Origin of the sequence: Nocardiopsis sp. NRRL B-16309 (assembly GCF_001279585.1) — a bacterium.
GTDB lineage: Bacteria > Actinomycetota > Actinomycetes > Streptosporangiales > Streptosporangiaceae > Nocardiopsis.
This window is the reverse complement of the sequence record NZ_LGEC01000103.1, coordinates 61,068-87,116: the sequence shown is the minus strand read 5'-3', so window position 1 is coordinate 87,116 and position 26,049 is coordinate 61,068. Positions and strand designations below refer to the sequence as shown.

At 73.8% G+C, this 26,049-nt stretch carries 16 protein-coding genes; 8 read left to right on the top strand and 8 right to left on the bottom strand.

Features of this window, described 5'->3' with window-relative positions; translation table 11 throughout:
- Window positions 1–177: 177 nt before the first annotated feature.
- Complete coding sequence (gene eccCa, locus ADL05_RS23510) at window positions 178–4,089, bottom strand: type VII secretion protein EccCa (protein ID WP_053619312.1); 3,912 nt, start codon at window positions 4,087–4,089, stop codon at window positions 178–180.
- Between the two features lie 430 nt (window positions 4,090–4,519).
- On the opposite strand from eccCa, the gene eccD reads away from it, so the two are divergent.
- The 4 genes from eccD to ADL05_RS23490 all read left to right on the top strand — a co-directional run bounded on the left by eccD (window position 4,520) and on the right by ADL05_RS23490 (window position 8,897).
- Entirely contained in the window at window positions 4,520–5,860 is a 1,341-nt protein-coding gene (eccD, locus tag ADL05_RS23505; protein ID WP_053619176.1) for a type VII secretion integral membrane protein EccD, read from the top strand.
- A gap of 77 nt (window positions 5,861–5,937) precedes the next feature.
- Window positions 5,938–7,077, top strand: a complete 1,140-nt coding sequence (locus tag ADL05_RS23500; RefSeq protein ID WP_053619175.1) for a sensor histidine kinase — start codon at window positions 5,938–5,940, stop codon at window positions 7,075–7,077.
- Complete coding sequence (locus ADL05_RS23495; protein WP_053619174.1) at window positions 7,074–7,799, top strand: response regulator transcription factor; 726 nt, start codon at window positions 7,074–7,076, stop codon at window positions 7,797–7,799. The genes ADL05_RS23500 and ADL05_RS23495 overlap by 4 nt, the downstream gene beginning before the upstream one ends.
- A gap of 405 nt (window positions 7,800–8,204) precedes the next feature.
- Window positions 8,205–8,897: a DUF2306 domain-containing protein gene (locus ADL05_RS23490; RefSeq protein WP_053619173.1), complete on the top strand. Its 693-nt coding sequence runs from the start codon at window positions 8,205–8,207 to the stop codon at window positions 8,895–8,897.
- Here ADL05_RS23490 and ADL05_RS23485 read toward each other — a convergent pair.
- From ADL05_RS23485 to ADL05_RS23460, 6 genes are all read right to left on the bottom strand, one after another.
- On the bottom strand, window positions 8,878–9,402 hold the full coding sequence (locus tag ADL05_RS23485; protein WP_053619172.1) for a hypothetical protein: 525 nt from the start codon (window positions 9,400–9,402) through the stop codon (window positions 8,878–8,880). The two genes, ADL05_RS23490 and ADL05_RS23485, sit on opposite strands and share 20 nt — an antisense overlap.
- A 382-nt stretch (window positions 9,403–9,784) precedes the next feature.
- On the bottom strand, window positions 9,785–11,869 hold the full coding sequence (locus tag ADL05_RS23480; protein WP_053619171.1) for a hypothetical protein: 2,085 nt from the start codon (window positions 11,867–11,869) through the stop codon (window positions 9,785–9,787).
- A 33-nt stretch (window positions 11,870–11,902) separates the two neighbouring features.
- Window positions 11,903–14,041 (bottom strand): WD40 repeat domain-containing serine/threonine protein kinase, encoded by a 2,139-nt coding sequence (locus ADL05_RS23475; protein WP_053619170.1) that lies wholly within the window; start codon window positions 14,039–14,041, stop codon window positions 11,903–11,905.
- 14 nt (window positions 14,042–14,055) lie between these two features.
- Window positions 14,056–16,338, bottom strand: a complete 2,283-nt coding sequence (locus tag ADL05_RS31255) for a WD40 repeat domain-containing serine/threonine protein kinase (protein ID WP_053619169.1) — start codon at window positions 16,336–16,338, stop codon at window positions 14,056–14,058.
- 321 nt (window positions 16,339–16,659) lie between these two features.
- A complete protein-coding gene (locus ADL05_RS23465; RefSeq protein WP_197285907.1) occupies window positions 16,660–18,834 on the bottom strand; it encodes a protein kinase family protein in 2,175 nt (724 codons plus the stop codon).
- Between the two features lie 627 nt (window positions 18,835–19,461).
- Window positions 19,462–19,845, bottom strand: coding sequence for a hypothetical protein (locus ADL05_RS23460; protein WP_053619167.1), 384 nt, complete (start codon window positions 19,843–19,845; stop codon window positions 19,462–19,464).
- A 637-nt stretch (window positions 19,846–20,482) separates the two neighbouring features.
- On the opposite strand from ADL05_RS23460, the gene ADL05_RS23455 reads away from it, so the two are divergent.
- A complete protein-coding gene (locus ADL05_RS23455) occupies window positions 20,483–21,745 on the top strand; it encodes an MFS transporter (RefSeq protein WP_255351864.1) in 1,263 nt (420 codons plus the stop codon).
- 101 nt (window positions 21,746–21,846) lie between these two features.
- Window positions 21,847–22,260, top strand: coding sequence for an ester cyclase (locus ADL05_RS23450; protein ID WP_053619165.1), 414 nt, complete (start codon window positions 21,847–21,849; stop codon window positions 22,258–22,260).
- 194 nt (window positions 22,261–22,454) lie between these two features.
- On the opposite strand, the gene ADL05_RS23445 is transcribed toward ADL05_RS23450, so the two are convergent.
- The gene (locus ADL05_RS23445; protein ID WP_053619164.1) at window positions 22,455–24,272 is read right to left on the bottom strand and encodes an acyl-CoA dehydrogenase; all 1,818 of its coding nucleotides are present in this window, start codon (window positions 24,270–24,272) and stop codon (window positions 22,455–22,457) included.
- Window positions 24,273–24,612: 340 nt separating this feature from the next.
- On the opposite strand from ADL05_RS23445, the gene ADL05_RS23440 reads away from it, so the two are divergent.
- Window positions 24,613–25,311 (top strand): hypothetical protein, encoded by a 699-nt coding sequence (locus ADL05_RS23440; protein WP_053619163.1) that lies wholly within the window; start codon window positions 24,613–24,615, stop codon window positions 25,309–25,311.
- A gap of 99 nt (window positions 25,312–25,410) precedes the next feature.
- Window positions 25,411–26,013 carry a suppressor of fused domain protein gene (locus ADL05_RS23435; protein WP_053619311.1) on the top strand — a complete coding sequence of 201 codons (603 nt, stop codon included), beginning with the start codon at window positions 25,411–25,413 and terminating at the stop codon, window positions 26,011–26,013.
- Window positions 26,014–26,049: the final 36 nt, after the last annotated feature.

Below are 26,049 nucleotides of genomic sequence, written 5' to 3'. Positions count from 1 at the left end.
TGCCTTTCGGGGGAGGGGGCGTCGGGAGTGAGACGAGTGGTGTGGCCGCCGGGTTCGGCGGCCACACCGACTGTTGGCGGGTGCTTCCCGGAACCCGGTCCCTGAACGGTGTCCGCCCCGTCCACCGTCGCTCAGGGCGTCCCGGGCCGTGGTTCCTACGGTGTCATACGGGGTCCCTCAGCCCGGGGGCTGGCTCCAGCCGACCTGTACCAGGTCCGGGCGCTTGCCCCGCAGAGCCAGCTGTGCGCGGCCCTGCGGGAGCGGTTTGGAGGCCGTCCCGTTGGCCAGCCGCCCCTCCATGCGGTCACCGGAGAACAGCATGCCCGGCGTGGCCATGTCGCTCAGCGACTGGAGCACCGGCTCGAACATCGCCCGCGCGGTACCGCCCGTGCGGCGCGCGGCGATGACGTGCAGCCCCAGGTCGGCGCCCTGCGGAATGAAGGGGGCCAGCGGCGCGAGCGGGTTGGTGCGCGAGGCGATCATGTCCATGTCGTCCACGACGATGTACAGGTCCAGGCCCTGCCACCAGCTGCGCTCCCGCAGTTGCTTCGGCGTCACGTCCGGCCCCGGAAGGCGCTGCTTGAGCGAACCCGCCAGGTTGTCCGCGACAGCCTTGGTCTGTTCCGCCGTCGTGCAGTAGGCCAGCAGGTGGTCCTCCGGTACCAGCTCCAGGTGGGAGCGCCGGAAGTCGACCATGACGATCCCCAGCTCCTTGGCGGGGCGCTGGACGATCTGCTTGACCAGCCCGCGCAGCAGCGTGGACTTGCCGGACTGCGGGTCGCCGAAGACCACCAGGTGCGGGTCCCGCGACAGGTTGGTGGTGACCGGGGCGAGCGAGCTCTCGCCCATGCCCAGGACCAGCTCCCGGGACCTGCCCTTGGCGCCCTTGCGTCCCTTGAGGAGGTCGTCCAGCTCCACCTTGAGCGGGAGGGTCCGAACGCCCTGGACGGCCTCCTGCGGCCAGCGCTCCTTGACCCGGGCGATGAGGTCGTGGATGCCGCTGGTGAGGTCCTCGTCGTCGGCGATGCCGTCCACCCTGGGCAGGGCCACGTGAGTGTGGTTCTCGCTGGAGGACAGACCGCGGCCCGGGGTGTCCTTGGGGATTTCCTCGGCGATCTTGCGGCCGATGCCCGAGTCCATCGGGTCGCTCAGCCTCAGCTCGAAACGGCCGCCGAACAGGGCCTGCAACCTGGATCTCACCTGCGACGACGCCGCGCCGGTGAGGATGGTGTGCACGCCCAGGGACGGCCCGCGCGTCGCGATGTCCATCAGGAAGTCGTCGGCCGCGTCGAAGGCGTCGCGGACCGCCGACCACCCGTCGATCATCAGGAACAGGTCGCCCACGACGCTGGACGGCACCCTGCCGTCCGCCCGGGCCTGGCGCAGTGCCGCCGGGGAGTCCAGCTTGTGCTTCCTGAACACGCGCTGGCGCCGGTCCAGGTGCCCCGCCACGTCGGTGAGGATCCGCTGGACGCGCTCCGGGTCCGCCCGGCCGGCGACGCCGGCCACGTGCGGGAGTTCGTCCATCGCCTGGAGCGCGCCGCCGCCGAAGTCGATCGCGTACACCGCGACCCGTCCGGGCGGGTACCGCCACGCCAGGCTCGTGATCATCGTCCGCAGCAGGGTGGACTTGCCGGACTGGGGGCCGCCCAGGATGACGACGTTGCCCTCGCCGCCGGTGAAGTCCATCTCGGCGGGTACCACGCGCTGTTCGCGGGGGATGTCGGTGAGTCCGAAGACGGCCTTGGCCTCGGCCGGGTGCGGCTCCGTCCCCCGGCCCTCCAGGGCGTCGCCGCCCTCCCCGAGATCGTTCAGGACGGAGTCGAAGGTCAGCGCCTCCGGGAGCGGGGGGAGCCAGACCGGGCGCACCGGGTCGGCTCCCGAGGCCACCAGCCGGTCCACGGTGACCTGGAGGGTGGTGCGCTTCTCCGTCTTCTGCTTCTCCTGCGACTTGTCCTTGATCGCCCCCATGAGGGACTCGGCGAGCGAGTCCGCGCCCGTCACCTTGGCCAGGCCGTTGAAGGAGAGCAGCGGCAGAACCGGCTCGTGCTCCTCCTTCTCCTCCTTGGCGGGCGGGACGTAGGGCTGGGAGACCATGGCGGCCTTGAAGCGCTCGAAGACGGACGTGTCCACCTTGAGGTAGCCGGAACCCGGTTCGGGGGGCAGGTGGTAGGCGTCGCCGACGCCGATCGCCTCCCGGCTCTCGGCCTCGGAGAACGTGCGCAGACCCACCCGGTAGGACAGGTGGGACTCCAGGCCCTTGATCTTGCCCGACTCCAGGCGCTGGGTCGCCAGCAGCAGGTGCACACCGATCGACCGGCCGATGCGGCCGATCGCCACGAACAGCTCCGCGAAGTCCGGGTGGGCGGTCAGCAGTTCGGAGAACTCGTCGATGATGATGAGCAGGTGCGGCAGCGGCTCCAGCGCGGGGTTGCTCTCCCGCGCCGCCTCGTAGGCGTGCAGGTTGGGCAGGTTGCCCGCCTCCTTGAGGAGCTGCTGGCGCCGGACCAGCTCGCCGAAGGTCGCCTCGCGGAACCGGACGACCAGCGAGTCGTCGTCGGCCAGGTTGGTGATCAGCCCGGCGCTGTGCGGGAGCCGGTCGGTGTCGGCGAAGGTCGCTCCGCCCTTGAAGTCCACCAGGAGCAGGGCCAGGTGCTCGGGGGAGTGGTTGATCACCAGGGACGCCACCATGGTGCGCAGCATCTCCGACTTGCCGGAACCCGTCGCTCCGACCACCAGGCCGTGCGGTCCCATGCCGCCGAACGCCGACTCCTTCAGGTCCAGCAGCACCGTGTTGCCGCTGGGGCCCACACCGATGGGCACCCGCAGGTAGTCGCCCGTGCTGCGCCTGCGCCAGGTCCGGCGTGTGTCCAGTTCGGCGACGTCGGGCACGCCCAGGATCTCCGGAAGACCGACGGTCTCGTGCATGGCGCCGTCGCCGTCGGTGACCGAGATGCCGTACGGGGCGAGCAGGCGCGCGAGCATCGTCAGATGGGCGACACCCGCCCGGTCCGCGGTGCCGGACAGGGGCGCGTGGGCGGCGTCCTCACGGGCTCCGGGGTTCTCCGTGTCCTCGGTGAGCGTTCCGTCGGCCTGGACCATGAGCCGCAGGCTCACGGACTCGGGCTCCTCACGCCGGTCCGCGACCAGTGTGATGACGTGGATGCCGAGGCTCGCCAGGTCGGTGACGGGCGGCTCGGCGTGCAGACCCGACAGGGTCGACTGGTGCTCGCCGTCCAGGACCACGACGAGCCGCTGCGTTCCCGGGCCGGGGGGCTTGCCCCGGCGGCGCTGCAGGTCGACCGTGCGCCGTTCGATCTCGTCGGCGAGCAGTTCGGCGACCTGGACAGTGTTGCCCGAGACGAAACGGGCGGGCATCGGCCCGTCCTTGGCGTCCTCGAAGCCGTTGTGGGGGAGCCATTTGAGCCACTCCCACAGCGTGCGGACCTTGTGGTCGCGGACCACACCGATGCGCAGGTCGTGCGGGGAGTGGAAGACCGCCAGCTGCGCGATCATCGCGCGCACCAGTCCGCGGCCGGCGTCGCGGTCGCCGACGATCGAGATCACGCTGTGCCGGGTCAACGGGACGACCAACGGCATCTCGGGCACGTCCGCGTACAGCTCGATGAGCTGGTCGGCCGATCCCTGGCAGACGGGGTCGTAGACGATCAGGGGGGAGGAGGTGTCCACCTTGAGCACCAGGCGCCTGGCCAGGGGGCGGACGCCCGATCCCACGCGGACGTCGAGGAAGTCGGGGTCGGAGGCGCGGCGCTCCCACCTGCGCGCCGGGGACCGGGCCGGCTCCGTGAGCAGGTCCGGGGCGGGGTGCCGGAAGGCGCTGTCGGCGCGCTGGGTGGCGGCGACCTCGCGGACGATCTCCCGCAGCTGGTCGAGGTAGTCGACGTAGCGCTCCCGCTGTTCGCGGATGCGCTTGCGGGGGCCGTTGTGCTGCGCGACGAACATGATGATGCCGACGATCACGCTCGCCGCCATGATCATCACTCCCGCCACCATCATGAGCGGCCGGTGCCCCATCGTGATGGACATGAGGAGGGAGCCCGAGCCGGTGATGATCGGCATGATGATCATCGCGCCGGAGCTGCCCGCGGGAGCGTTCTCCGGCATCTGCGGCGGGGTCGCGATCACCAGGGGTTTGTCGCCTGGTGATGGGGGTGTGCTCCGAGCTGGTCGGGGAACCGCTCTCGTCGCCACGGTGCTCTCTTTCCGGTCCACCTGGTGGGGGGCTGGTGTCTGGGTGCTGGGCTACACCAAGGGTAGCCTCGCAACCACCGTGAAACATGTGATCGGTGTCGAAGTCGGCCTTCGGGGCGCACATCACCACGCAGTGGTCGGAGGAACCCGATGAGTGCGATCCCGGGGCGGTCCGCTCGCCCACGGCTGCCAGTACCCGTCCTGTCACGGTAGCGATAGCCTCGCGGACACGGCGCATCGCCTGATTCTCGGCGACCGCAGGCCGGGGCGGTCGTAACCCCCGAACGACGACAAAGGAACCATTGGCGTGAGTGGATACTGCCGGGTCACCGTCACAGGGCCGCAGCGCTGGGCGGATCTGGCCCTGCCGGGCACGGTGCCGGTGGCGGCCCTGATGCCCCGCATCATCGAGGTCTGCGCGCCGGAGGAGGCGAGCAGCGAGCCCGCGGCCTGGACGCTCAGCACCGTCGACGGCGGACCCGTGCCTCCGGAGGAGCCGCTGGAGAGCGCCGGGATCTACGACGGCGACGTCCTGCTCCTGAACCGTCGCACCGCCCCGAGCCGCCCCGAGTTCGTGGACGACGTCCGTGGCGCGGTCGAGGACCGGGTCGACGAGACGACGTGGACGTGGAACCACACCACCACGCTCTCCTTCGGACTTCTCGTGGCCGGAATCGGCCCCCTTCTCATGCTCGGGCTGATGATGTGGCTCAGCCCGTCCGTGGGCCACCTCGGTGTGGCCGCCGTGGGCACCATGTTCACCGTCGCGGTCATGCTGCTGGCGGCCCGCAGGCCGCTGCCCGCGGTCGCCCACGTCCTGTTCGCGACGGCCTGTGTGTGGGGCGGGCTGACCGCGGTGCTCGCGGCCGGCCTCGTGACCAGTGCGGCCCCGCTCGTCGTCGGCGCGTTCGCGATGTCGGGAGCACTGCTGGTGGCCGTCATCGGCTGGGCGATGCACGAGACCGGGCTGGCCTACATCGCCGGTCTCGGCGTGGTCGCCGTGGCCGCCGGTGTGCTGGTGCTGGTCGGGCTCTTCGTCGAGCCGACCCAGGGCGTCCGGGCCATGGGGATCGCGCTGACACTGTGCGTCGGCGCGCTCCCGCGCGTGGCGATGGTGATGGGCGGGCTGTCCGGGCTGGACTACGAGGTGGGCCGTTCCGGCCAGGTCTCCACGGACAGGTTCGAGGACACCTACTCCAACAGCGACCGGTTGCTGCTGGGCATCGTCATGGGTGTGGCGGTGAGCGGCGGAGCGGTGACCGCGATGCTGGCGTTCATGGCCCAGGGGCTTCCCGACCTGATCCTGTGCGGACTGCTCGCCGTTCTCCTCGTGCTGCGCTCGCGCCTCTTCGACCGTATCCGGCACGTGCTCCCCCTGCGTCTGGCGGGCGTGCTCGGTCTGGGCGCGGCGGGTGTGGCGGTCATCGGCGAGTACGGGTTCCTGTCACCGTGGCTGCCGGTGGCGGCCCTGCTCGCGGGGATGGTGACGGGGATCCTGAGCTGGGTGCGCCTGGCCGACGTGCCCCGCGCGTCCCTGCGGCGGGTCCTCAACTGGACCGAGGTCGTCGTCATCATCGCCATGTGCGCGGTCTTCGCCTGGGCGATGGGCCTGTTCGACTTCGTGGCCAGGATGACCGGTGCGAGCTGAGGCCGGCTCTCCCGGCTCTCCGGGCTCTCGTACTTTGGGCCGATCCGGGGCGGGGCGCGGCCTCGTAGGCTGAGGGGGTGCACGACCTCCTTCGATCGGTGTGGGACGAGCCGCGCCCGCCCCGTCCGCCCGCGCGCGGATGGTGGGACTGGGCGCTCGTGGCGGTGCTCGTGGCGGCGGCCCTGCTGGAGGGGGTCCTGCGGCCGGACATGCCCTGGCGGGTGCTCGGGGTGGCCGTCACCGCCGGGCTCGCGCCGCTGCTGCTGTGGCGGCGCTCCCACCCGCTGGCCGTGCTCGTGGCCGGGTTCGCCGTGTCGGCCCTGGTGCCGCTGGCCACCGGCGGCGAGGCCACCGAGACGTACACGATCGCGTACATGCTGGTGCTGGTGTACTCCCTGTTCCGCTGGGCGTCCGGGCGGGAGATCGTGGCCGGGGCCCTGGTGGTCGTGGGCAAGGCCGTGCTCTGGAGCGCCCTGGGGTACACCGCCGCCGCGGACGTGCCGCCGAGCCTGGCGGTGCTCTGCGCGGCCGGGGCGCTGGGGACGGCGCTGCGGTACCGGGCCGGGTCCCGGGCCCGGGAACTCGAACAGGCCCGGATGCTGGAGCGGGAGAGCGTGGCCCGCGACCTGCACGACACGGTCGCCCACCACGTGTCAGCGGTGGCGATCCGGGCACAGGCGGGCCTGGCGACGGCGGAGTCGCGGCCGGGCGCGGCGGTGGAGGCGCTCACGGTGGTCGAGTCCGAGGCCTCGCGCGCCCTCGCCGAGATGCGCGCCATGGTCCGCGTGCTGCGCAGGGGCCGTCCGGCGGACCTGGAGCCCAGTCCCGGGATCGGTGACCTGGCCGCGCTCGCCGCGACGGCGGGGCCCGGTCCGGCGGTGGACGTGGCGGTCACCGGCGACGTCGACGGGCTGGCCCCGTCGCTCGGGACGGCGGTCTACCGGCTCGCCCAGGAGGCGGTCACCAACGCCCGGCGGCACGCCCGCGACGCGACCCGGATCGACGTGCGCGTCGAAGCGGACGACACGTCGGTGCGCCTGTGCGTGCGCGACGACGGCGACACGGGGCCGCTGCGGCCGACGTCGGCTCCGGGCTACGGGCTGATCGGGATGGCCGAGCGCGCCGACCTGCTCGGCGGCACGTGCACGGCCGCTCCGGACCCCGGCCGGGGCTGGACGGTGACGGCCGTGCTGCCCAGGAACGGGGCCCGGGAGTGACCGTCCGGGTGGTGGTGGCCGACGACCAGGAGATCGTCCGTACCGGGCTGACGATGATCCTCGACGCCCAGCCGGGCATCGAGGTCGTCGGGCAGGCCGCGGACGGGCGGCGGGCGGTGGAGCTAGCGCGGCGCTTGCGGCCCGACGTGTGCCTGTTCGACATCCGGATGCCCGTGCTGGACGGCATCGAGGCCACCCGGGAGCTGGCGGGACCCGGCGTGGCGGATCCGATGGCGGTCGTCGTCATCACGGTCTTCGACCTCGACGAGTACGTGTACGCGGCGCTGGGGGCGGGAGCGCGGGGGTTCCTGCTCAAGGACGCGGGACCGGCGCTGCTCGCGCAGGCCGTCCGCGCCGCCGCCGACGGCGACGCGCTCATCGCCCCGAACGTCACCGTGCGCCTGCTCGGGGCGTTCGCCGACTCGGCGCCGGCCGCACCCGTGCAACCGGTCGAGGCGCTCACGGACCGCGAGGAACAGGTGCTGGCCGCCGTGGCCCGGGGCCGGACCAACCGCGAGATCTCCGACGACTTCCACATCACGCTCAGCACGGTCAAGACGCACATCGCCAGCCTCATGGCCAAGCTCGGTGCCCGCAACCGCGTCGAGATCGCGATGTGGGCCTACGAGACCCGCCGGGTCCGGGCCGGGAACGGGCGGGAGAACGGGCGTGGGAGCGGGCGTGGTCCCGGGAACGGGCCCGGCGGTTCCGCCGCACGCTGAGCCGCCCCCGCGCTGTCGCCGAGCGGACCTGCGGACCTGCGGCCCTGCGGACCTGCGGACCTGCCCCTGCCCCTGCTCCTCCCGCCCGTGCGCCTCCGGTCCGCCCCCGCCGGGCGGCGAGCGCCCGATCCGCCCCCGATGAGCGCCCGCCGGTCGCACGCGGAGCGGCCCCCGGACCCGCCTCCGCGCCCGGCGCGCGTCGTCGGGTACGAGGGCACTCGGCCACCGGCCGACCGCGGGGACGGCCCGCGTACCGTACTTTCGGCCGATTCGGCTCGGGCCCGTCGACCGATGAACCGGACCCGCCTCCACCGCCACGATCGGAGACGACGGCGGGAGCACGACACGGTGACCCCGCCCCAGCGGCCGCTCCGCGGTCGGTCGAAGCGACGAAGGGGCCCTTCCGTGACGTCCTCCTCCAGGGCGGACTGGCTCGTGCCGGTCTCGTTGATCCTGCTCAGCGCGGTCCCGGCGCTCGCCGGAACCGTCCGCCTCGGTGAGATCGCGGGCGGGGCGACGCCCACCCCCGAGAACACCCGGTTCCTCACCGACCCCGTTCCCCTGGTGCTGCACATCGTCAGCGCGACCGTCTTCTGCGTGGTGGGCGCCTTCCAGTTCTCGCCCGGCCTGCGCCGCCGCCACCTCGGATGGCACCGCGCCTCGGGCCGGATCATGCTCCCGCTCGGGATCGTCTCGGCGCTGACGGGCCTGTGGATGACGTTCGCCTACGACGTTCCCGCGCCGGACGGCGTCGTCGTGTACGCCCAGCGCATCCTGTTCGGCTCGGCCATGGCCGTGGCCCTGGTCCTCGCCTACGTCGAGGTGCGGCGCAGCGACATCGCCCGGCACCGCGCCTGGGTCATCCGCGGCTACGCCATCGGTCAGGGCGCGGGGACCCAGGTGTTCACGCACCTGCCGCTGATGCTGCTGGGCGGGGAGTTCACCGAGACCACCCGGGCGCTGGCCATGGGCGCGGGCTGGGTGGTCAACATCGTCGTGGCCGAGTGGATCATCCGGCGGCGTCCCCGCCGGGGCCCCGCCCGGCCAACGCCCGCGGCGGCCGGACCCGAGCCCAGCGCTACGTCGCGGGCTCTGTGACCGCTTCCGCGGCACAGCCGGCCGCGTGAGCGGGCGCGGCGGCGGTCACGGCGGCGGTGGCGGCGGCCTGGCGGGCCGCGACCTTCCGGCGGCGGCGCGCCTCCCGCACCGACACGCCGACGATCCGTGTCGCCGCGACGGCCGCGATCGCCGCGAGGGGGATGGCGAGCATCGCCGCGGGCTGGCGGATGGGGCGGAAGGAGGTCCCCGAGCCGTCGAGGACGATGTACCCCGAGGGGCGGACGCGGGCCAGGCCCAGTCCGCCGGCCCCGTCGCCGCGCGGGACGCGGCTCGACCCCCCGCCCATGCTGGCCAGGAGGCTGACCCGCGCCACCGGGATCACCGTGGTCTCGCCGGACCGGACGGGTGGTCCGAAGGCGGACGCGGAACCGGCCGACGCGCCCGCGGTCTCGATCAGGCGGGTGAGCGCGGCCAGCGCCGGGCTGCGGAGGGCGCGGTCGGGCTCGCCCGTCCCGCCGACGTGTCGGGTGACGGAGTTCAGCATGGTCCCGGGTCTCCTCGTCAGACGTGGCTCGGTCGCCCTACGCTATCGGCCGCGATCCCGTCCCCGGCGGGCCCGGCCACGATCGGCCACGACCGGCCATGAGCGGTCCGGTGGCCGAAGCCGTTCGCCGACCGGGTTCCGCACCCCTGTCCTCCGGCCGTTCCCCAGCACTCCCGACCATCCGCCGTGGCCCCGCACGGAGGCCCCGGCCGTTCGCCGACCGGGTCCCGCTGCCGCTTTCCGGCCACAGGCCACAGGCCACCGGCCACCGGCCGGTCCGGCTGTTCACCGATCGGGTCCCGCGCCGGGTCCTCTGGCCGCTCCCCACCACTCCCGATCACCGGGCGTGCCCGGCCGCTCCCGCCCGTGGGAGGAACCGTGCTCAGAACAGCGGGTCCCCGGCCTCCAGCGTCTCCGCGTCGGCGATGACCACCCTGCCCTCCGAGGTGACCATCGCCAGGACCTCCCCGTCGGGATGGAAGGACACGTGCCTGAACCGCACCCGCTCCCCGTCCCCGCCGACGGCCTCCTCGCCCGTGTCCAGGTCCCACACCCGGCTCGCGTCGACGTACTCGTCGTCCTCGACCACCCGCGCGCTGACGAAGAGCCGGGACCGCCCGGGGTCCACGGCGACGACCCCGGTCGAGGGCCCGGCGTCGGCGAGCTCGGGCATCGGGAACTCGCCCAGCGGCTCCCGCTCGGCGTAGTCCCACCGCACGAGGCGGTCGCCGGCGGCGTAGACGATCTCGTCGGTGCCGGGGATCGCCGCGAAGGACGCCCTCGTGGTGCCGCGCACCCGGTGCAGCTCCTCGCCCGTCCCGACGTCCCACACGGTCACCGTGTCGGAGGTCGCGCTGACGAGGCGGCCGTCGTCGGGGAACGCCATGCCGTACGCTCCGGAGCCGGTGATCGAGGCCTCCTCCCCGCCGCCGGTGGTGTCGAGCAGGCCCACGTTGTCCGCCTCGATCGCCCCGAGCGGCCCCTCCAGCCCGATCGCGAGCAGCGACCCGTCCGGGCTGAACGCCAGGCCCCGCACCGCTCGCGGCTCGGTCGACCAGCCGCCCTCGGGCGTGTCCGGCCCCCGCTGCGGGCCCAGGTGCTCGGTCGTGGTCCCCGACGGCAGGTCGTAGGTGTGCGCGACCTGGACCGGGACCTCCTCGCCGGGGTACTCGACCGGGGCCGGAGCCGCGACCATGCACCCGATCGGCGCGAACACCGGAGGCACCAGGGCGTCGGTCCGTGCCGCCGGGCGCGCCACCTCCTCGCCGGTGCGCCAGTCCCACACCATGAGCCCGTACTCGTCGGTGGCGACCGCGAGGACGTCCCCGTCGGGGCTGAAGGCCGTCGCGGAGGCCTCGGCCGCCGCCCCGTCCACCTCCCCGTCCGGGACCGGGTAGCCGCGGTCCTCCAGGCAGCCCGCGTCGGTGATCATCCCGTCCGGCCCGGCGGGCTCCTCGGAACCGTCCGTACCCGAGCGGGCGGACGCCCAGTAGGCCCCGGCCCCCGCGACGAGCACGAGCGCCAGCCCTCCGGCGGCCAGCGGCAGGAGCCGCAGGCCGCGCGTCCCGCGCGGGCTCCGCCGCCCGCCCGCCTCCCCTTCGGTGGCGGACGCGTCGTCGGTGTCCGACGCGCCGTCAGCGGTGGAAGCGCCGTCGGTGGCGGCCGACTCCAGGATTCGCCGCTGCTCCGCGGCGACCGCCTCCACGGCGGGCGGCACGGCGGGCGGCCAGGGCGGCGGTTCGACGGGTCCGCCGAGCATGCGGACCAGGTCGGCCGCGCTGGGACGCAGCGAGGGGCTGCGCTTGAGGCAGGTGTCGACCAGTCCGCGCAGCTGGAGCGGCACGCGGGGAAGCCCGGCGGGCCCCTCGACGCCGCCGGCCGCCTGCGACAGGGTCGCCGCCCACGAGAACACGTCCGTGGCGGCGGACGCGCCGCCCTCGGGCGCGGCGAACGACGGGTGCGGCGCCCGCTCCTCGACTCCGCCCGCCGCTCGGTCCAGCCCGGCGTCGGCGAGCAGAGCGCCCTCCCGCGTCACCAGGACCCCGTCCGGCCACAGCGATCCGTGCACCCGACGCGCGGCGTGCAGGTCGGCCAGCGCCTGGGCGAGGGCCAGGGCGAGCGTGTGCAGGGCGTCCGCGGGCAGCGGGCCGTGCGCACCGATCAGGCCGGACAGGGTCGGTCCGAGGGGACGGGACACGGCCGCCCAGGGGACCGCGCCGCGCAGGTCGGCGTCCCGCACCCGGCACACGTACGCGCTGCCCGACGCGTTCGCGCCCTGGACCAGGTGCGCGAAGGCCGCGCGGAAGTCGGGGTCGGTGGCGTACTCCGGCCGCACGACCCGGACCGCCACCGGATCCCGGTCGGCGGCCGAGCCGAGGTAGACGCGCGCGCAGGCGTCCTCGCCCAGCCGGGCGCGCAGGCGGTAGGGGCCGACGGACGGCGGATCGTGCGGGTGCAGGGGGAACATGGGCCTCGGTGGGTGGTGTGGGGCGGGCGGGGGTCAGCCCAGGGTCGCGGTGAGCCGGACGGGGTCGGGCTCGACCAGCCAGAGCGGGGTGTTGTCCAAGGGGAAGCCGGCGAGCATCCCGCCGCCGGGGCGGGCGGTGACCAGGCTCATGTACCCCTCGTCCCCGTCGGCGGTGAGCTCCTCTCCGCTGGAGAGCTCGAACACCTTCATGCCGTAGGCGTCCTCGTCGGTCACGATGAACTCGCCCGGGGTGTAGGGCGCGAAGACCCGGTCGTCGGCCATGCTCACCGCGAACTCCGAGAACCCCTCCTCCAGGTCGTCCTCCGTGGTGAGCACGCGTACGTCCTCCCCGGTCAGGTAGTTCGTGTGGACGATGCGGCGGCCCTCGTCCGCCATGTACAGCAGGTCCCCGTCGTCGGTGGGCAGGAACAGGTTGTCGCCGAACCCGTAGTGGCCGTCGTCGGCCGCGAACAGCACCTCGCCGCTCTCCGCGTCCCAGACCCGCGTCAGGCCCTCGAAGTTGATGGCGGCCAGGTGCTCGCCGTCCGGGGTCAACGCGATGGTCTGGGCCGCGGTCACCTCCTCGTAGGTCCGGATGATCTCGCCCGACTCCAGGTCCAGGAGCAGGATTTCTCCGGACTGGCCGGCGGCGGCGCCGGACACGGCCACGGACCGGCCGTCGGGGGAGAAGGCCATGTCCTCGATGTCGGAGCCCTCGCGGTAGACCGTGTGCTCGCCCGTCGGCAGGTGGTACACGTGCGCGCCGTCGGTGTCGGGGTAGCCCAGGCGGCAGCCGTCCGGGCTCAGGGCGGGGGCGACCATGAACTCCTCCGAGTCCACCTCGACGCGGGCGAGCTCGGTCTCCTCCGCCCAGTCCCACAGCACCACGGCCTCGGTGGCGGCCACGGCCAGGACCCGGCCGTCGGCGGAGAACTCCGGCGCGTTGACGGAGGTCGAGGGCAGTGTCGGCCGGTCCCGGGCGGTCTCGGCCAGCTCGGGTGCGATGTCCGCGGTGATGTCGCACGCGGCGTCCGGCTCCGGCGAGGCCTCGGCTCCGGAGGCGCCGCCGCCCGGGCCGCCGCGCAGGGCGACCGCCGTCCAGGTGCCCGCTCCGGCGAGCAGGAGCAGGGCGGTGGCGGCGCCGCCGACGAGCAGCAGGCGCCGCCGGGTTCCCCTGCTTCCGGCGGCCCCCGGCGTCACGGGTACGCCGGGTCTTCCGGGAGACGCGTGCGCGGCGGGCGCCTGGGCGATGGCCTCCTGGTACTCGCGGGCGGCGGCGTCGACCGCCCGTGCGGCGGGCGGCGGCAGCCAGGCGGAGGCCGCGGGCGCGGGGGCGGCGGGGCCGCCGAGCGCCTGGAGGACCTGGGCGGCGGTGGGGCGGCGGCCGGGGTCCTTGTCCAGGCAGGCGCGGACGAGGCCGACCAGGGGCTCGGGAACGCCGGTCAGGACCGGGTCCTGTGTGGTGATGCGGAACATGACCGCAGAGGGGTGGCCGTCGCCGAACGGACCGGCGCCGGTGAGGGCGTGCACCAGGACGCCGCCCAGTGCGAAGACGTCGCTCGGCGGTCCGCACTCCTCCTGGCGCACGTGCTCGGGGGACATGTACCCCGGCGTACCGATGACCGCCCTCGCCGTGCCGTCCGTGTCCTCTGGGTCCTGCGCGCCCTCGCCGCCGCGCTGGGCGTCCTCCATGGCGCGGGCGATGCCGAAGTCGATGACCTGGGGGCCGGCCGCGGACACCATGACGTTGCCGGGCTTGAGGTCGAGGTGGACCATGCCCAGGGAGTGGACGTGCGCCAGCGCCTGGGCCACACCGCGCGCCAGATGCCGGACGGCCTGCTCGGGGAGCGGCCCCGTGCGCAGGACGAGGTCGTGCAGGGACGGCCCCATGACGTACTCGGTGGCCATCCACGGCATCTGGCCGGAGGGGTCCGCGCCCAGGACGCGGGGGGTGTAGGCGCCGTGGACGCGCGAGAGCAGGTCGAGTTCGCCGGCGAAGCGCGCGCGGAAGTCGGGGTCGTAGGCGTACTCGGCGCGCACGACCTTGACGGCGGCGGGCGCCCCATCCGGGTCCAGGCCGAGGTAGACGCGGCCCATGCCGCCGGCGCCGAGGAGGGCGACGATCCGGTACGGACCCGCCTGGCGCGGGTCGCGGGGGTCGAGAGGCTGCATGGGGCGTCTCCCGTTCAGTGCAGTTCGGTGACGACGCCGAAGTCGGCGTCGAGGATCAGGACGCGCGCGTCCGAGGTCATCGTGGCGATGTGCCCGCCGTCGTCCTGCTCGGCGAGCGGTTCGTAGAGCGGCGGGCCGGACTCGTCGACGAGAGCGCCCGTCCGCGCGTCCCACACGCTGCCGAATTCGGTGGCGCCGCCGCCGGTGAGCGCGTAGACCCGGCGGCCGTCGGCGGAGAAGCGGATCCCCATGACACCGGCGTGGTCCTCGTCCAGGTCCGCCAGGGGGACGGTCACCTCGCCGGTGTCGAGGTCGACCAGCTCGTATCCGGCGGGGCCCTCGCCGTCGCCGTCCGGCACGCTCACGGCCATCGTCCGCCCCTCGGGGGCCAGGGCGAACTGGCGGCCGTAGCCGCCGGTGAAGTGGTGGAGCCGCTCGCCGGTCCGGGCGTCCCACACCGACACGCCCAGCGGCTCCGAGCCGTCGGAGGCCTCCTCGCGGCCCACGAGCAGGGAGCCGTCGGCGGAGAACTCCAGCGCGTACAGGATGCCCTCCAGCGGGATCTCGACCTCCGGGACCCCGCGCTCCACGTCCCACACCTGGACGACGTGGTCGTTGCCGGGCTGCCCGTCCTCCGCCGCGGTGGCGGCCACCTTCGTGCCGTCGCCGGTGATGGCGGATGTCTGGTAGTAGCCGCGGTCGCCGTTCTCGTGGGCGGAGCCGAAGTGCGCGGTGACGTCGTCGCTGTCGCCGTCCCAGACACGGATGTGGTCGACGTAGGAGGCGACGATGCGGCCGTCCCGTCCGATCGCGCCGCCGAGGGGGGAGGGCTCGAAGACGTCGACCGGCACGCCCTCCTGCCAGTCCCAGGCCGAGAGCTCCGTGCCGTACACGTACAGGGTCTCGCCGTCGGCGGAGAAGCCCAGGTCGAAGGTGAATCCGCTGAGGTCGACGGACAGGGCCTCCCCGTCCGCGGCGGTGCCGTCGGACGGGTCGGGGGAGGGGCTGGTCCCGGTACCCGGCGCCTCGGGTGAGCCGAGGGGGAGGGCGGTGAGGAGGAGGGCGCCGCCGCCCGCGATGACCAGCGCGGCCGCGGCGGCCGCGGTCACGACGGCGGCGCGGCGGCGCCACCACGGGCGGGGCGGGGCCGCGCCGGGGGCGGTGGAGGTCCCGTTCGGTCCGGTTCCGTCGCCGGGGGCGGTGCGGGTCTCGCTCGGTCCGGTGCCCCGGCCCGGGACAGGGGAGCCGCCCGACACGGTGTCCTGGCCTGCCCCGGTGTCCTCACCGGGCACGGGGGAGCCGCCCGGCACGGTCGACTCGCCCGGCACGGTCGCGCCCGACCACAGCGGGGTCGAGCCGGTGCCGAAACCATCCGGTGCGCTCATGTCGGCGGTCGTGAGGTCGGACTCCTGCGCGCGGCGGCTGCGGCCCGCGTGGCGGTCGATCTGTTCGGTGACGGGCGCGGGAAGCCACCCGTGCTCCGCCGAGGGCAGCGGCAGACCGGCCAGCGCGGCACGCACCTCCTCGGCCTCGGGCCGGTGGGCGGGGTCCTTGGCGAAGCAGCGGGCGAGGAGGTCGCGCAGCGTGCCCTCGGGGACCGCGTCCAGGCCGGGCTGTTCGGACATCACGCGTCGGAGGACCCGCACGGGCGGTCCGGATCCGAACGGGGGCTCCCCGCCGGCCGCGAACACCACGGCGCCCGCCATCGAGAACAAGTCGCTGCGCGGGGAGACGTTCTGCCCGACGACCTGTTCCGGGGAGCTGTAGGCGGGGGTGCCGAAGGTCTGTCCCGTGCGGGTGAGCACGGTGCCCTCGACGGCGCGGGCGATCCCGAAGTCGATGACCTGGGGTCCGCGCGGCGAGAGCAGGATGTTGCTCGGCTTGAGGTCGCGGTGCATGAGGCCGGCGGCGTGGATGGTGGCCAGGGCGCGGGCGAGGCCGAGCGTGAGGACGAGCAGGGACGGCTCGGGGAAGGGGCCGCCGTTCCGGACGGCCTCCTTGAGGGTGGGTCCGGGCACGTACTCGGTGGCCATCCACGGCGCGGGCGCCTCGGGGCCGGCGTCCACGACGGCGGGGGTGAAGGGGCCGCGCACGCGCCGGGCGGCACGGATCTCGCGGGCGAAGCGGGCCCGGAACTGGGCGTCGTGGGCCAGGTCCTCCTTGACCACCTTGAGAGCGCACAGGTGCCCGTCGGGGGTGCGCCCGAGGTAGACCTTGCCCATGCCTCCCGCGCCCAGGCGGGCCAGGAGGCGGTGCGGGCCGATGCTCTGGGGGTCGTCGGAGGCGAGTGGCTGCACGGCTGCTACGCGTTCCTTACTCGGCGGGGCGCGGGGCGGCGGGCAGAGGGGGATCCGTCCCCCGCCAAATGTAGCCGTCCGCGCGCGCGGGCCCCAGAGCGTGGCCCGAATCGGCCGCCCTGGAGGCCCGGGCGCCCGGAGGCCCGGCTGATCAGGGGCCTGACCGGTGGGTGGCCCGGCCGTCCCGAGGAGCGGAGCCCCGGAGGCCCGGCCGTCCCGAGGCCCGCCGCTCCGACCTCCGAGCCCGGCTCCCGGTCGGTTGGAGGTTGCCCGGAGGCCCGACCGGTGGGTGGTCCGGCGGACCTGGAGGCCCGGGCGCGGTCACTGCGCCAGGACGCCGACCAGGGAGAAGTCCATGTCGTAGACGGCGATGTCGTGGGAGCCCGCGCGGAGCCCGGCCAGGTGGTTGCCGGACGGCGAGACCGCCATCGGATACACGGCGGGCGGCTCGCCTGCGAGGCTTATCCGTTCCGCGGTGCGCAGATCCCACGCGACCACGGATTCGGCGCCCATCGCGGCGTCCAGCCGGGCGGCCACCACGCGGCCGGTCGAGCGGCTGTAGGCCACGTCCACCAGGACGCCCTCCCCGGACGGCGGAACGAACTCGCGCTCGACGCCGCCCGTCTCCGGGTCGACCAGGACCACGCGGTCGGACTGGACGAGCAGGACGCCGGAGCCGTCGGGCAGGACGGCGAACGCCTCGTTGCCGGAGCCGTCCCCGATCAGCGACACCTCGCCCGGGCGGTCCAGCCGCCAGACGGCGAACCCGGCGTTGTCCTCGCTGCCGACCAGGGTGCCGCCGTCGGCGGAGTAGCGCAGGGCGCCGAGCCGCGCCGAACCGGCCAGCGCGGACACGGTCTCGCCGGTGTCGGGGTCGATCAGGTGGAGGAGGCGGTGGTCCGGGTCGCCCTCGACCCCGACCGCGAGGGTGCCGCCGTCGGGGCTGAACGCGACCGAGTGCACCGACCCGCCGCCCACGAGGGTCCCCTCGCCGGTGGGCAGGTCGGTCACGGCGGCGCCCTCGGGCCCGCCGTGGACGAGCACGCAGCCGTTGGGACTGAAGGTGACGGGGCTGGGCGGCACGACGGAGCCGTCGGTGGGGATCGCGGCGAGCGGGCTGGAGCGGTCCCAGTCCCAGAGGTCGACCCCGCCGACCTGGGAGACGGCCAGCACCGAGCCGTTGGGGGAGAAGGAGAGCCGGAAGGGGACGTCGGGGCTGAAGCGGGTCCGGGGCTCCTCGGCGGGGACGAGCGCCGGGTCGATGCCGACGGGGGAGGAGCAGTCGGGGGCCTGGACGTCCGCGGGCAGGACGTCCTCGGAGGACAGGGTGACGGTGAGGGCCACGCCCGTGGTCACGAACAGGGCGGCGGCTCCGGCGGCGGCCGCGATCCGCACCGCCACACGCCGTCGCCGGGCCGCTGCGGCAGCCCTGGCGGGGGACGGGGACAGGGTCGCGGAGCCGTTCGCGGCCCCGACGCCGATTCCGGGATGCTCCCGGCAACCGGAGGCGGCGGTGGCCCCGGAGCGGTCGGCGCGGCGGCCCTCGGGGCGGGGGCCGGGCGAGGCGGGCTCGAACGGGCCCGCGGCGGCGTCGTCGGCGGGTCCCCGACCGGGCCCCTGCCCGGAACGGGCGGTCCGCAGAGCCGCGGCGGAGTCCTCCTCGAACCGTGCGACCAGGGCGCGGGCGCGGGACGGCAGCCACGGCTCCGGGTCCTGGGGGAGCGGGCCGCCGAGGGCCCGCAGGAGTTCGGCCGCCGAGGGGCGCCGCTCGGGGCGTACCTCCAGGCAGGCGGCGACGGCGTCGGCGAGGGCGGACGCGGTCCCGTCCAACCCTGCGCGCAGCGCGTCGACGATGGCGGCGGGCCCGGTGCCGGCCGGCGCGCGCCCGGTCGCGGCGAACGCCAGTACCGCGCCCAGGGAGTAGAGGTCGTCGGCGGTGGAGGACCGGTCGCCGGGCAGGTGCTCGGGCGCCCAGTACACGGAGTCCCCGGGGGAGGTGATCCGGGCGCCGTCGGCCGCGCGCCGGACGCCGGTGTCGACGAGTACGGGCCCGGCCGCGTCGACGAGCACGTGCGCGGGGGTGAGGCCGAGGTGGATCGTTCCCGCGGCGTGGACGTGGTCCAAGGCCTCGGCCATTCCGCGCGCGATGTGGGCGAGGGCGCCGGCGGGCAGGGGCCCGGTCCGGTGCACGAGGTCGAGCAGGGAGGGGCCGCTGACGTACGCGCTCGCCGTCCAGGGGTGCGCGGCGGTCAGGTCGTGGCCGAGCAGGGGGACGACGAAGCGGTTCCGGATCCGCGCGATGATCTCCGCCTCGCGGCCCAGGAGGGAGTGGAAGGCGGGGTCGGCCGCGTCCTCCGCCCGGACGGCCCGGACGGCTGCCGCGACGCCGTCCTCGCGCACACCGGCGAAGACCGGCCCCAGGGCACCGGAACCCAGGTGGGCTGTGAGCCGAAACCCGCCGAGGTGTGTGGGATCGTCCGGAGTCAAGGGGCGCATGGGTCCTCTGCGGCCAGGGATGGATGAGGACGTGGAGCCCATCGACGAGCGGGGGGTGCCGGGGCATCCGAAAATTCACCGTAACCCCTGAAGGTCGCCCTTGGGGAACGATTTCGGATGTTATCCGTGGCTCTGCAGGTGTTGGTCCGATACCGCGGCGGCGGAAACCGTCTGAGGCGGGGGCGCGGAGCCGCGCCCGGAGCCGTTGCCCGCGCGAGGGTGTGACGCGCCGGGGCCCGGGGCGCGGAGCCGTGCCCGTGGTGGTCGGCTCCGTGCGGTGTCGCGTGCCGAGACGCGGGGATGTGGTGTGTCGCACCCCGGGGCGTGGCTCCCGTGGGGTGTGGTGTGCGCGGGAGGGGGTACGAAGACGCCCTGGCCCTGTGCCGCGCGAGGAGGGCGGCGTGTCGCCGGGCGGGCGGGTGCCCGCCGCCGATGCCGCTCCCGCGAGGGCGTCGGCCGTCGGGGCGGCCGGACGAGGTGCGACAGGCGGGCGCGGGCCTGGCGCGGGAAGACGGCGTCCCGGAGGGACGCACGGGGCAGGCGGTGGCGCGTGGGATCCGACCAGGAGGTCGGACCCGGGCGGAGAAGAGTGTGGGATGAGGTCGGGCCCGGCGCGGGCCCGTGCGCTCAGGCCGCGGTGAGACCCGCCATGGGGCGGTGGTGGTGCTGGAAGACCGGGTCCGGCACCCGCGTGCACGGGTTGAGGAGGGCGGCCGCGCCGACCGGGTCGCTGGCCGGGTGGGAGACGGTCTGCCCGCCGCGGACGAGGTCGTTCCAGAAGAAGCGTCCGTCGCGGCACCAGACGTTGACGTCACGGCGAACCGACATCACGGCCATCTCCGAGGTCCCGGACCAGTAGAGCTGGCGGGGTGTGAGAGAGGCGAGCTCACCCAGCAGGGCGGTGATCGCACGCTCCGCGCAGAAGGCGTGGCGGGGCTTGTGCTTGATTCGCCTGGCGAGAGCCGACTTCGCCCGGGTGGCCCGGGGGTTGTTCAGGCGCCAGTGACTCAAGGTCGTCTCCAGTGGGTCTCTAGGGTTTCCGCGGTACTGACCGTGTGCGCTTGTTGCGGCCACGACGCCGCGGTGCGAGGGGGCTCCCCCGGCCGGAGCGGTCCGGAGGCGGGTCCTCGGCAAAGATTGGTGAGGCGCGAACGATGTCGTTACCTCGTAGTTATCCTTTGCGCTCCGGATGCTAGCAGTAACTCACCCCTCGCAGTCGAGACTTGAAGATGTGACGCATATCACAATTAACGAAAGGGTATCGATCGGGTTGGACCGTGAACCACCAGCTCAGAGGATACTTTTCGGTCACGCGTTCGATGGATTTCCGACGGAAAATCAGTCTCTGGATCACCGGGGGCTGTCATCAGCATCACCCGTTTTGCGAACCCTTGGCATGCCCGGTGTCACTTACGGTGACTTTGCGCAGCTTGCGAACGCTTGACCTGGAACGACGAGGTCTTTGCATGGTCCAGACCTCTGCCAGGGCCGAGGTCGCGGGGCGATTTTGCGCTGCCGTTCACCCCGGTGTAAGGGGCATTCGTCCGACTGGGGGACACTTGGGGACGGAGCACCACGAGACATCCCCCGAGGAGAGAAGCAGCGCGTGACGCAGACGCAGCCCGAGACATCCGGTGACAGGACAAGGGTGGGGGCGAGGACCGCCGAACCCACCGGGGGAGCGCGCGCCTGGATCGTCTGGGCCGTGGCGGTGGCCGGCTACTTCCTGGCCATGCTGCACCGCAACGGTCTCGGTGTCGCGGCGCTGGAGGCCCAGGCCCGTTTCGACGTCGGTCCGGCACTGCTCTCCCTGCTGCCGATGCTCCAGCTCCTCGTCTACGTGATCCTCCAGGTGCCCGCGGGGCTGCTCGCCGACCGCCTGGGCCCGCGTTTCACGCTCGGCATCGGCATGGCCGCGATGACGCTCGGCGCCGGGATGTTCGCCCTCGCGCCGGTCGTCGAACTGGCGGTCGCCGGACGGTTCCTCATCGGTCTCGGCGACGCCCTGGTGTTCCTCAACGTCATCCGCCTCGCCGCCCTGTGGTTCCCGCGCTCGCGCTACGCCCTGATCAGCGGGCTCACCGGCGTGGTCGGCGGCACCGGACAGGTGGCCAGCGCGGCGCCGCTGGCGTGGGCCCTGGGCGGGTTCGGCTGGGAGGCGGCGTTCCTGGCCACGGCCGGTGTGACCGCTCTGATGGCGCTGCTCGTGCTCTTGGTCGTCCGCGACCGCCCGGCCGGGGCCGCCGGGCACGCCACCATCGCCGCGCCCATCTCCTTGTGGGCGGCGCTCAGAGAGGCCCTGGCGGCCCGCGGACCGCGGATCGGCATGGCGCACCACGCCGCCGTCATGGCGCCCTTCACGATGATGATGGTGCTGTGGGGCTTCCCCTTCCTCGTGGGCGGCCTGGGGCTGCCCGAGAGCACGGCCGCGGTGACCCTGACCGCGCTGGCCGCGGGCGGGCTGTGGGTGGCGCCGTTCGTCGGTGTGCTGATCGGCCGCAACCCGAACGTGCGCGGCGGCCTCGCGCTCACGCTGGGGACCACGCTGAGCGCGGGATGGCTGCTGCTGGTGGTCTGGCCGGGCGGCGCGCCCCTGGCGGTGGGCGTCGCGGTGCTCGCGGCGAGCGCGATCGGCCAGACCCTCGCGCCCACCGTGTCCTTCGACTTCGCGCGCGACGGCATTCCGGCCAGCCGTACCGGCGTGGCCTCCGGACTGGTCAACATGTCCGGCTTCACGACCGCCGTGGTCTGCACGGTGCTGGCCGGAGCCGTCCTCCAAGCGCTCCCGGAGGGACCGACCGCGTTCCAGCTCGCGTTCGTGCCCATCTGCGCGACGACGGTGTGCGCGACCACCGTGCTGTACGTCTTCATCCTGCGCCGCCCGCGCGGACAGCGGTCCCCTTCGTCCTGAGCCGCCCCGGCAGGCGGCCGTCCCGTTCGTCCTGTGCCGCCCGCGCCGCCCGCGCGGACCGGCACGGGTGCCGTCCGCCGGGGAGTGGGTAGGCGGGGGACATGCACGAGATCGAGGCCCTCTACCGCCGCTGGCTCTTCGAGGTGTGGGCGGGCGACTTCGCCGTCGCCGACCACATCCTCGCCCCGGACTTCGTCGGGCACTGGCCGGGATTCGACGTCCACGGTCCCGCCGGGGCCGTGGAACAGGTCCGGCGCTCGCACGAGTACTTCGACGACGTCCGCACCACCCTGGACGTGGGCCCGGTGGTCGGGGACGGCATGGTCGCCGCCTACTGGACCTTCCACGGCTCCTACCGGGGCGGGATCCCCGGTGCGGACGCCCCGCCCGGTACACCGGCCTCGCTCGTGGGCAGCGACGTCTTCCGGGCCGTCGACGGCCGCTTCGCGGAGTACTGGGTCGTCTCGGACGCCGCGGGCATGATGCGTCAGCTGTCCGCGGGCGATGGCCCCTAGGAGTCCTGACGGGGGTCCGGGTGTCCGCCGAACAGGGCGAGTCCTGACCCCGACCTCATGGGCCGGGTCCGGGAGTGCCCGGGCAGCCGGTCGAGCGACTGCGTACCGCGTGAGCCGGGCAGCACGAACGGGCGGGCGGCCCGGAGGCCGTCCCGCCCGTCACGTCGCTCTGTCGTCCTTCTGGGGCGTGGGCCCTAGAAGGCGGACTCGGGGACGTCCATGATGTCCAGGTTCACGCCCTGGGCGATCTTGAGCTCGGCGGCCAGGCGCGGCAGGAACTGGTCGGCGAAGAAGCGCGCGGCGGCGATCTTGCCGGTGTAGAAGTCCCGGTCCGCGGCGTCGGCGCCGTCGACCTTGGTCAGCGCGACCTCGGCCTGGCGCAGCAGCAGCCAGGCGAGGACGACGTCGCCGAAGGCGAAGAGCAGACGCGTGGAGTTCAGGCCCACCTTGTACAGCTCGCGCTTGTCCTCGGCGGCGGCCATCGCGTGGTTGACCATGAGGCCCACCATCTCCTCGACGTTCTCGGCCGCCTCCAGGAGCAGCGCGCGCTCCTCCTTGAGCTGGCCGTTGCCGGCCTCGCTGCGCGCGAAGTCCTTGATCTCGCCGGCGAGCTTGCCCAGGGCCACGCCGCCGTTGCGGACGATCTTGCGGAAGAAGAAGTCCTGGGCCTGGATCGCGGTGGTGCCCTCGTAGAGGGTGTCGATCTTGGCGTCGCGGATGTACTGCTCGATCGGGTACTCCTGCAGGAACCCGGAGCCGCCCAGGGTCTGGAGGGACTCGGCGAGCAGCGCGTAGGAGCGCTCGGAGCCCACGCCCTTGACGATCGGCAGCAGGAGGTCGTTCATGGCCTCCAGCTCGGTGACGTCCTCACCGGCGTCCTTGGCGATCTGGATCGCGTCCTGCTGGGTGGCGGTGTAGAGCACCAGCGAGCGCATGGCCTCGACGTAGGCCTTCTGCGTCATGAGGCTGCGGCGCACGTCCGGGTGGTGGGTGATGGTGACCTTGGGGGAGTCCTTCTCCCCGGCCAGGTCGTTGCCCTGGACCCGCTCCTTGGCGTACTCCAGCGCGTTGAGGTAGCCGGTGGAGAGGGTGGCGATCGCCTTCGTCCCGACCATCATCCGCGCGTACTCGATGATGAGGAACATCTGGCGGATGCCGTCGTGCTTGTCGCCGACGAGGTAGCCGATGGCGGGGTGCTTGTCGCCGAAGGTCAGCTCGCACGTGGTGGAGGCCTTGAGGCCCATCTTGTGCTCGACGTTGGTCACGTAGGCGCCGTTGCGCTCACCGAGCGAACCGTCCTCGTTGACCAGGTACTTGGGGACCAGGTAGAGCGAGAGGCCCTTGGTACCGGGGCCGGCGCCCTCGGGGCGCGCCAGCACCAGGTGGAAGATGTTCTCGCTCATGTCGTGCTCGGCCGAGGTGATGAAGCGCTTCACGCCCTCGATGTGCCAGGTGCCGTCGCCCTGGTCGGTGGCCTTGGTGCGGCCCGCGCCGACGTCCGAGCCGGCGTCCGGCTCGGTCAGGACCATGGTGGCGCCCCAGCCGCGCTCGATGGCGAGCTTGGCGAACTCCTTCTGCTTCTCGTTGCCCTCGGAGTACAGGATGCTCGCGAAGCCCGGGCCGGCGGAGTACATGTGGACGGCGGGGTTCGAGCCGAGGACGAGCTCGGCGGCGGACCACACCAGGGAGCGGGGGGCGCCCAGGCCGTCCAGCTCGGGGGGGAGGTCGAGGTTGTACCAGCCGGCGTCCATGTAGGCCTGGTAGGACTTCTTCAGGCTCTCGGGGACGGTGACGGTGTTGGTCTTGGGGTCGAAGACCGGCGGGTTGCGGTCGGCGTCCTCGAAGGACTCGGCGACGACGCCCGTGGCCAGGCGGTTGACCTCGCCGAGGATGGTCCGTGCCGTCTCCTCGTCGAGCTCCTGGAAGGGGCCCTTGCCCAGTACGTCCTGGCGGTTGAAGAGTTCGAAGAGGTTGAACTCGATGTCGCGCAGGTTGCTCTTGTAATGCGTCATGGACAGCTCCGCTGTGTGTCCCTGGCCGCGGTGTCTGTACACGCGGATCTACCGACTAGTAACAAGTCAATGTTACTACCCAGTAGTAGGAGACGCCAGCACTGGGAGCGACTTGTGTCCACAAACTCACGCAGGAGAGACAAAAAGCCTGCTGTGTAGGTATATCGGACTTCCCCGGCCGCGGGTGGGAACGCTCCCGGTTTCCGCGACCCGGCGTCGCCGGTCACCCACCGCGGTCGGGCCGGGCGCACCCTCGGACGACCCGCGTGGCCGGGGCCGGTCACCGGGGCGGCGGCCTGGCGGTCTGGCCTGCGCGGGGGCGGCGAGAGATGATGGAGCCATGGTCAGGCGGGTGCCGGGGGACGCCGCCGCCGGTCCCTACCGCGGCGGCCCCCGGGAGGCGGAGGACGAGCGCCGGCGTGCCGAGCACGAACGGGCGCCGCGCGAACCCGCGCCCCGGCCCGTCCCCGGCCGCACCGGTCCGCGCCGCCGCCAGTACCTGTGCCCGCGCTGCGCGGGCCTGTGGCCCTCGGGCTGGCCCGGGGCCCGGACCCCGGGGACGGGGCGCCGGCCGCCGGAGCCCCGCTGCCCCGACTGCGGCCACCCGGGAGAGGAGGCCGGTCCCGGCTTTCCCCGGGTCCGGGAGCACAGCATCATCGACCTGCACTGGCTGATGTTCCGCTTCGCGCCCCTGGACCCGGGCCCCTGCCCCGTGTGCGGCAGGCGGCGTGAGTTCGCCGACGCGGGTCTGGGCCCTGGGGCGGTGCACCGGCCGCTGGACTGGGCGTGTCCCGGGGAGGACGCCTGGTCGTCGCGGTTCGACCCCGACGGCCACTACTGGACCGCGCTCGAACCCGTGCGGTGGGAGTCCGAGGCGGCGCACCACGCGTACTGGCTGGCCGCGGACCTGCTCCGTGCGGCCGAGGCGGCGGGGGAGGTGACCGGACTGCCGGTCGGAGCCGAGTACGAGTCACTGGACGGCGGGGGCGAGTACTGGGTCTACGACGAGGGCGGATGGCGGCTGGCCTGCGAGATCTGAGGCCGTCGGCGCCGCCGGGCGGATCGGCGTCCCCGGCGCCCGCCGCGCGCTCCTATGCTCGGACGTGCACGAACACCTGATGTGGGGGGCCACGACACCATGCTGGAGATGCTGCCCGGGCTCGTCCGGATCTATGAGGGGTGGGCCGAGCGCTACCCCGGCGTCGAACCGCTGACCGTCCAGTTCGCCGCGGACGGCGAGAAGGGCGGCCTCGACGGTGTCCTCGCCTACCCGCTGGACGGGCACTGGCTGCTGGTCACCTTCGGCCTGACCGAGCTGGGGGAGAAGACCAGCGAGCAGGCCGCCGTCTCCGGCGCCGGCTTCGAGTTCACCTGCCGGATCCCGCGGGAGGCCGACGACAGGTCGGTTCCGGCGTGGATCCTGCGCGTCCTGCACGCCCTGGCCGACCGCTTCCTCGACGGAGTCGACCTGGACGTCGGCCACTGGATCGTCACCCCCTCGCCGCTGGGCGGCGACCCGGCCAACGGCGACATGACCTCGCTCGCGATCGTCCCCGACGTCGACCTGCGGTTCCTGGACACCGACAACGGGCTCGTGCTGTTCTTCCAGATCGTCGGGCTCCTGGCGGAGGAGGGCGAGGAGGCCCAGCGGGCCGACACCGTCGCCCCCCTCATGGCGCTCCTGCGCGACCGCGACCCGAAGATGGTCACGGACCCCCGGCGCGAGCCCGTCCGCCTCTGAGCGTGGGGCCGCCGGACGGCGGCCCCACGACGTCCG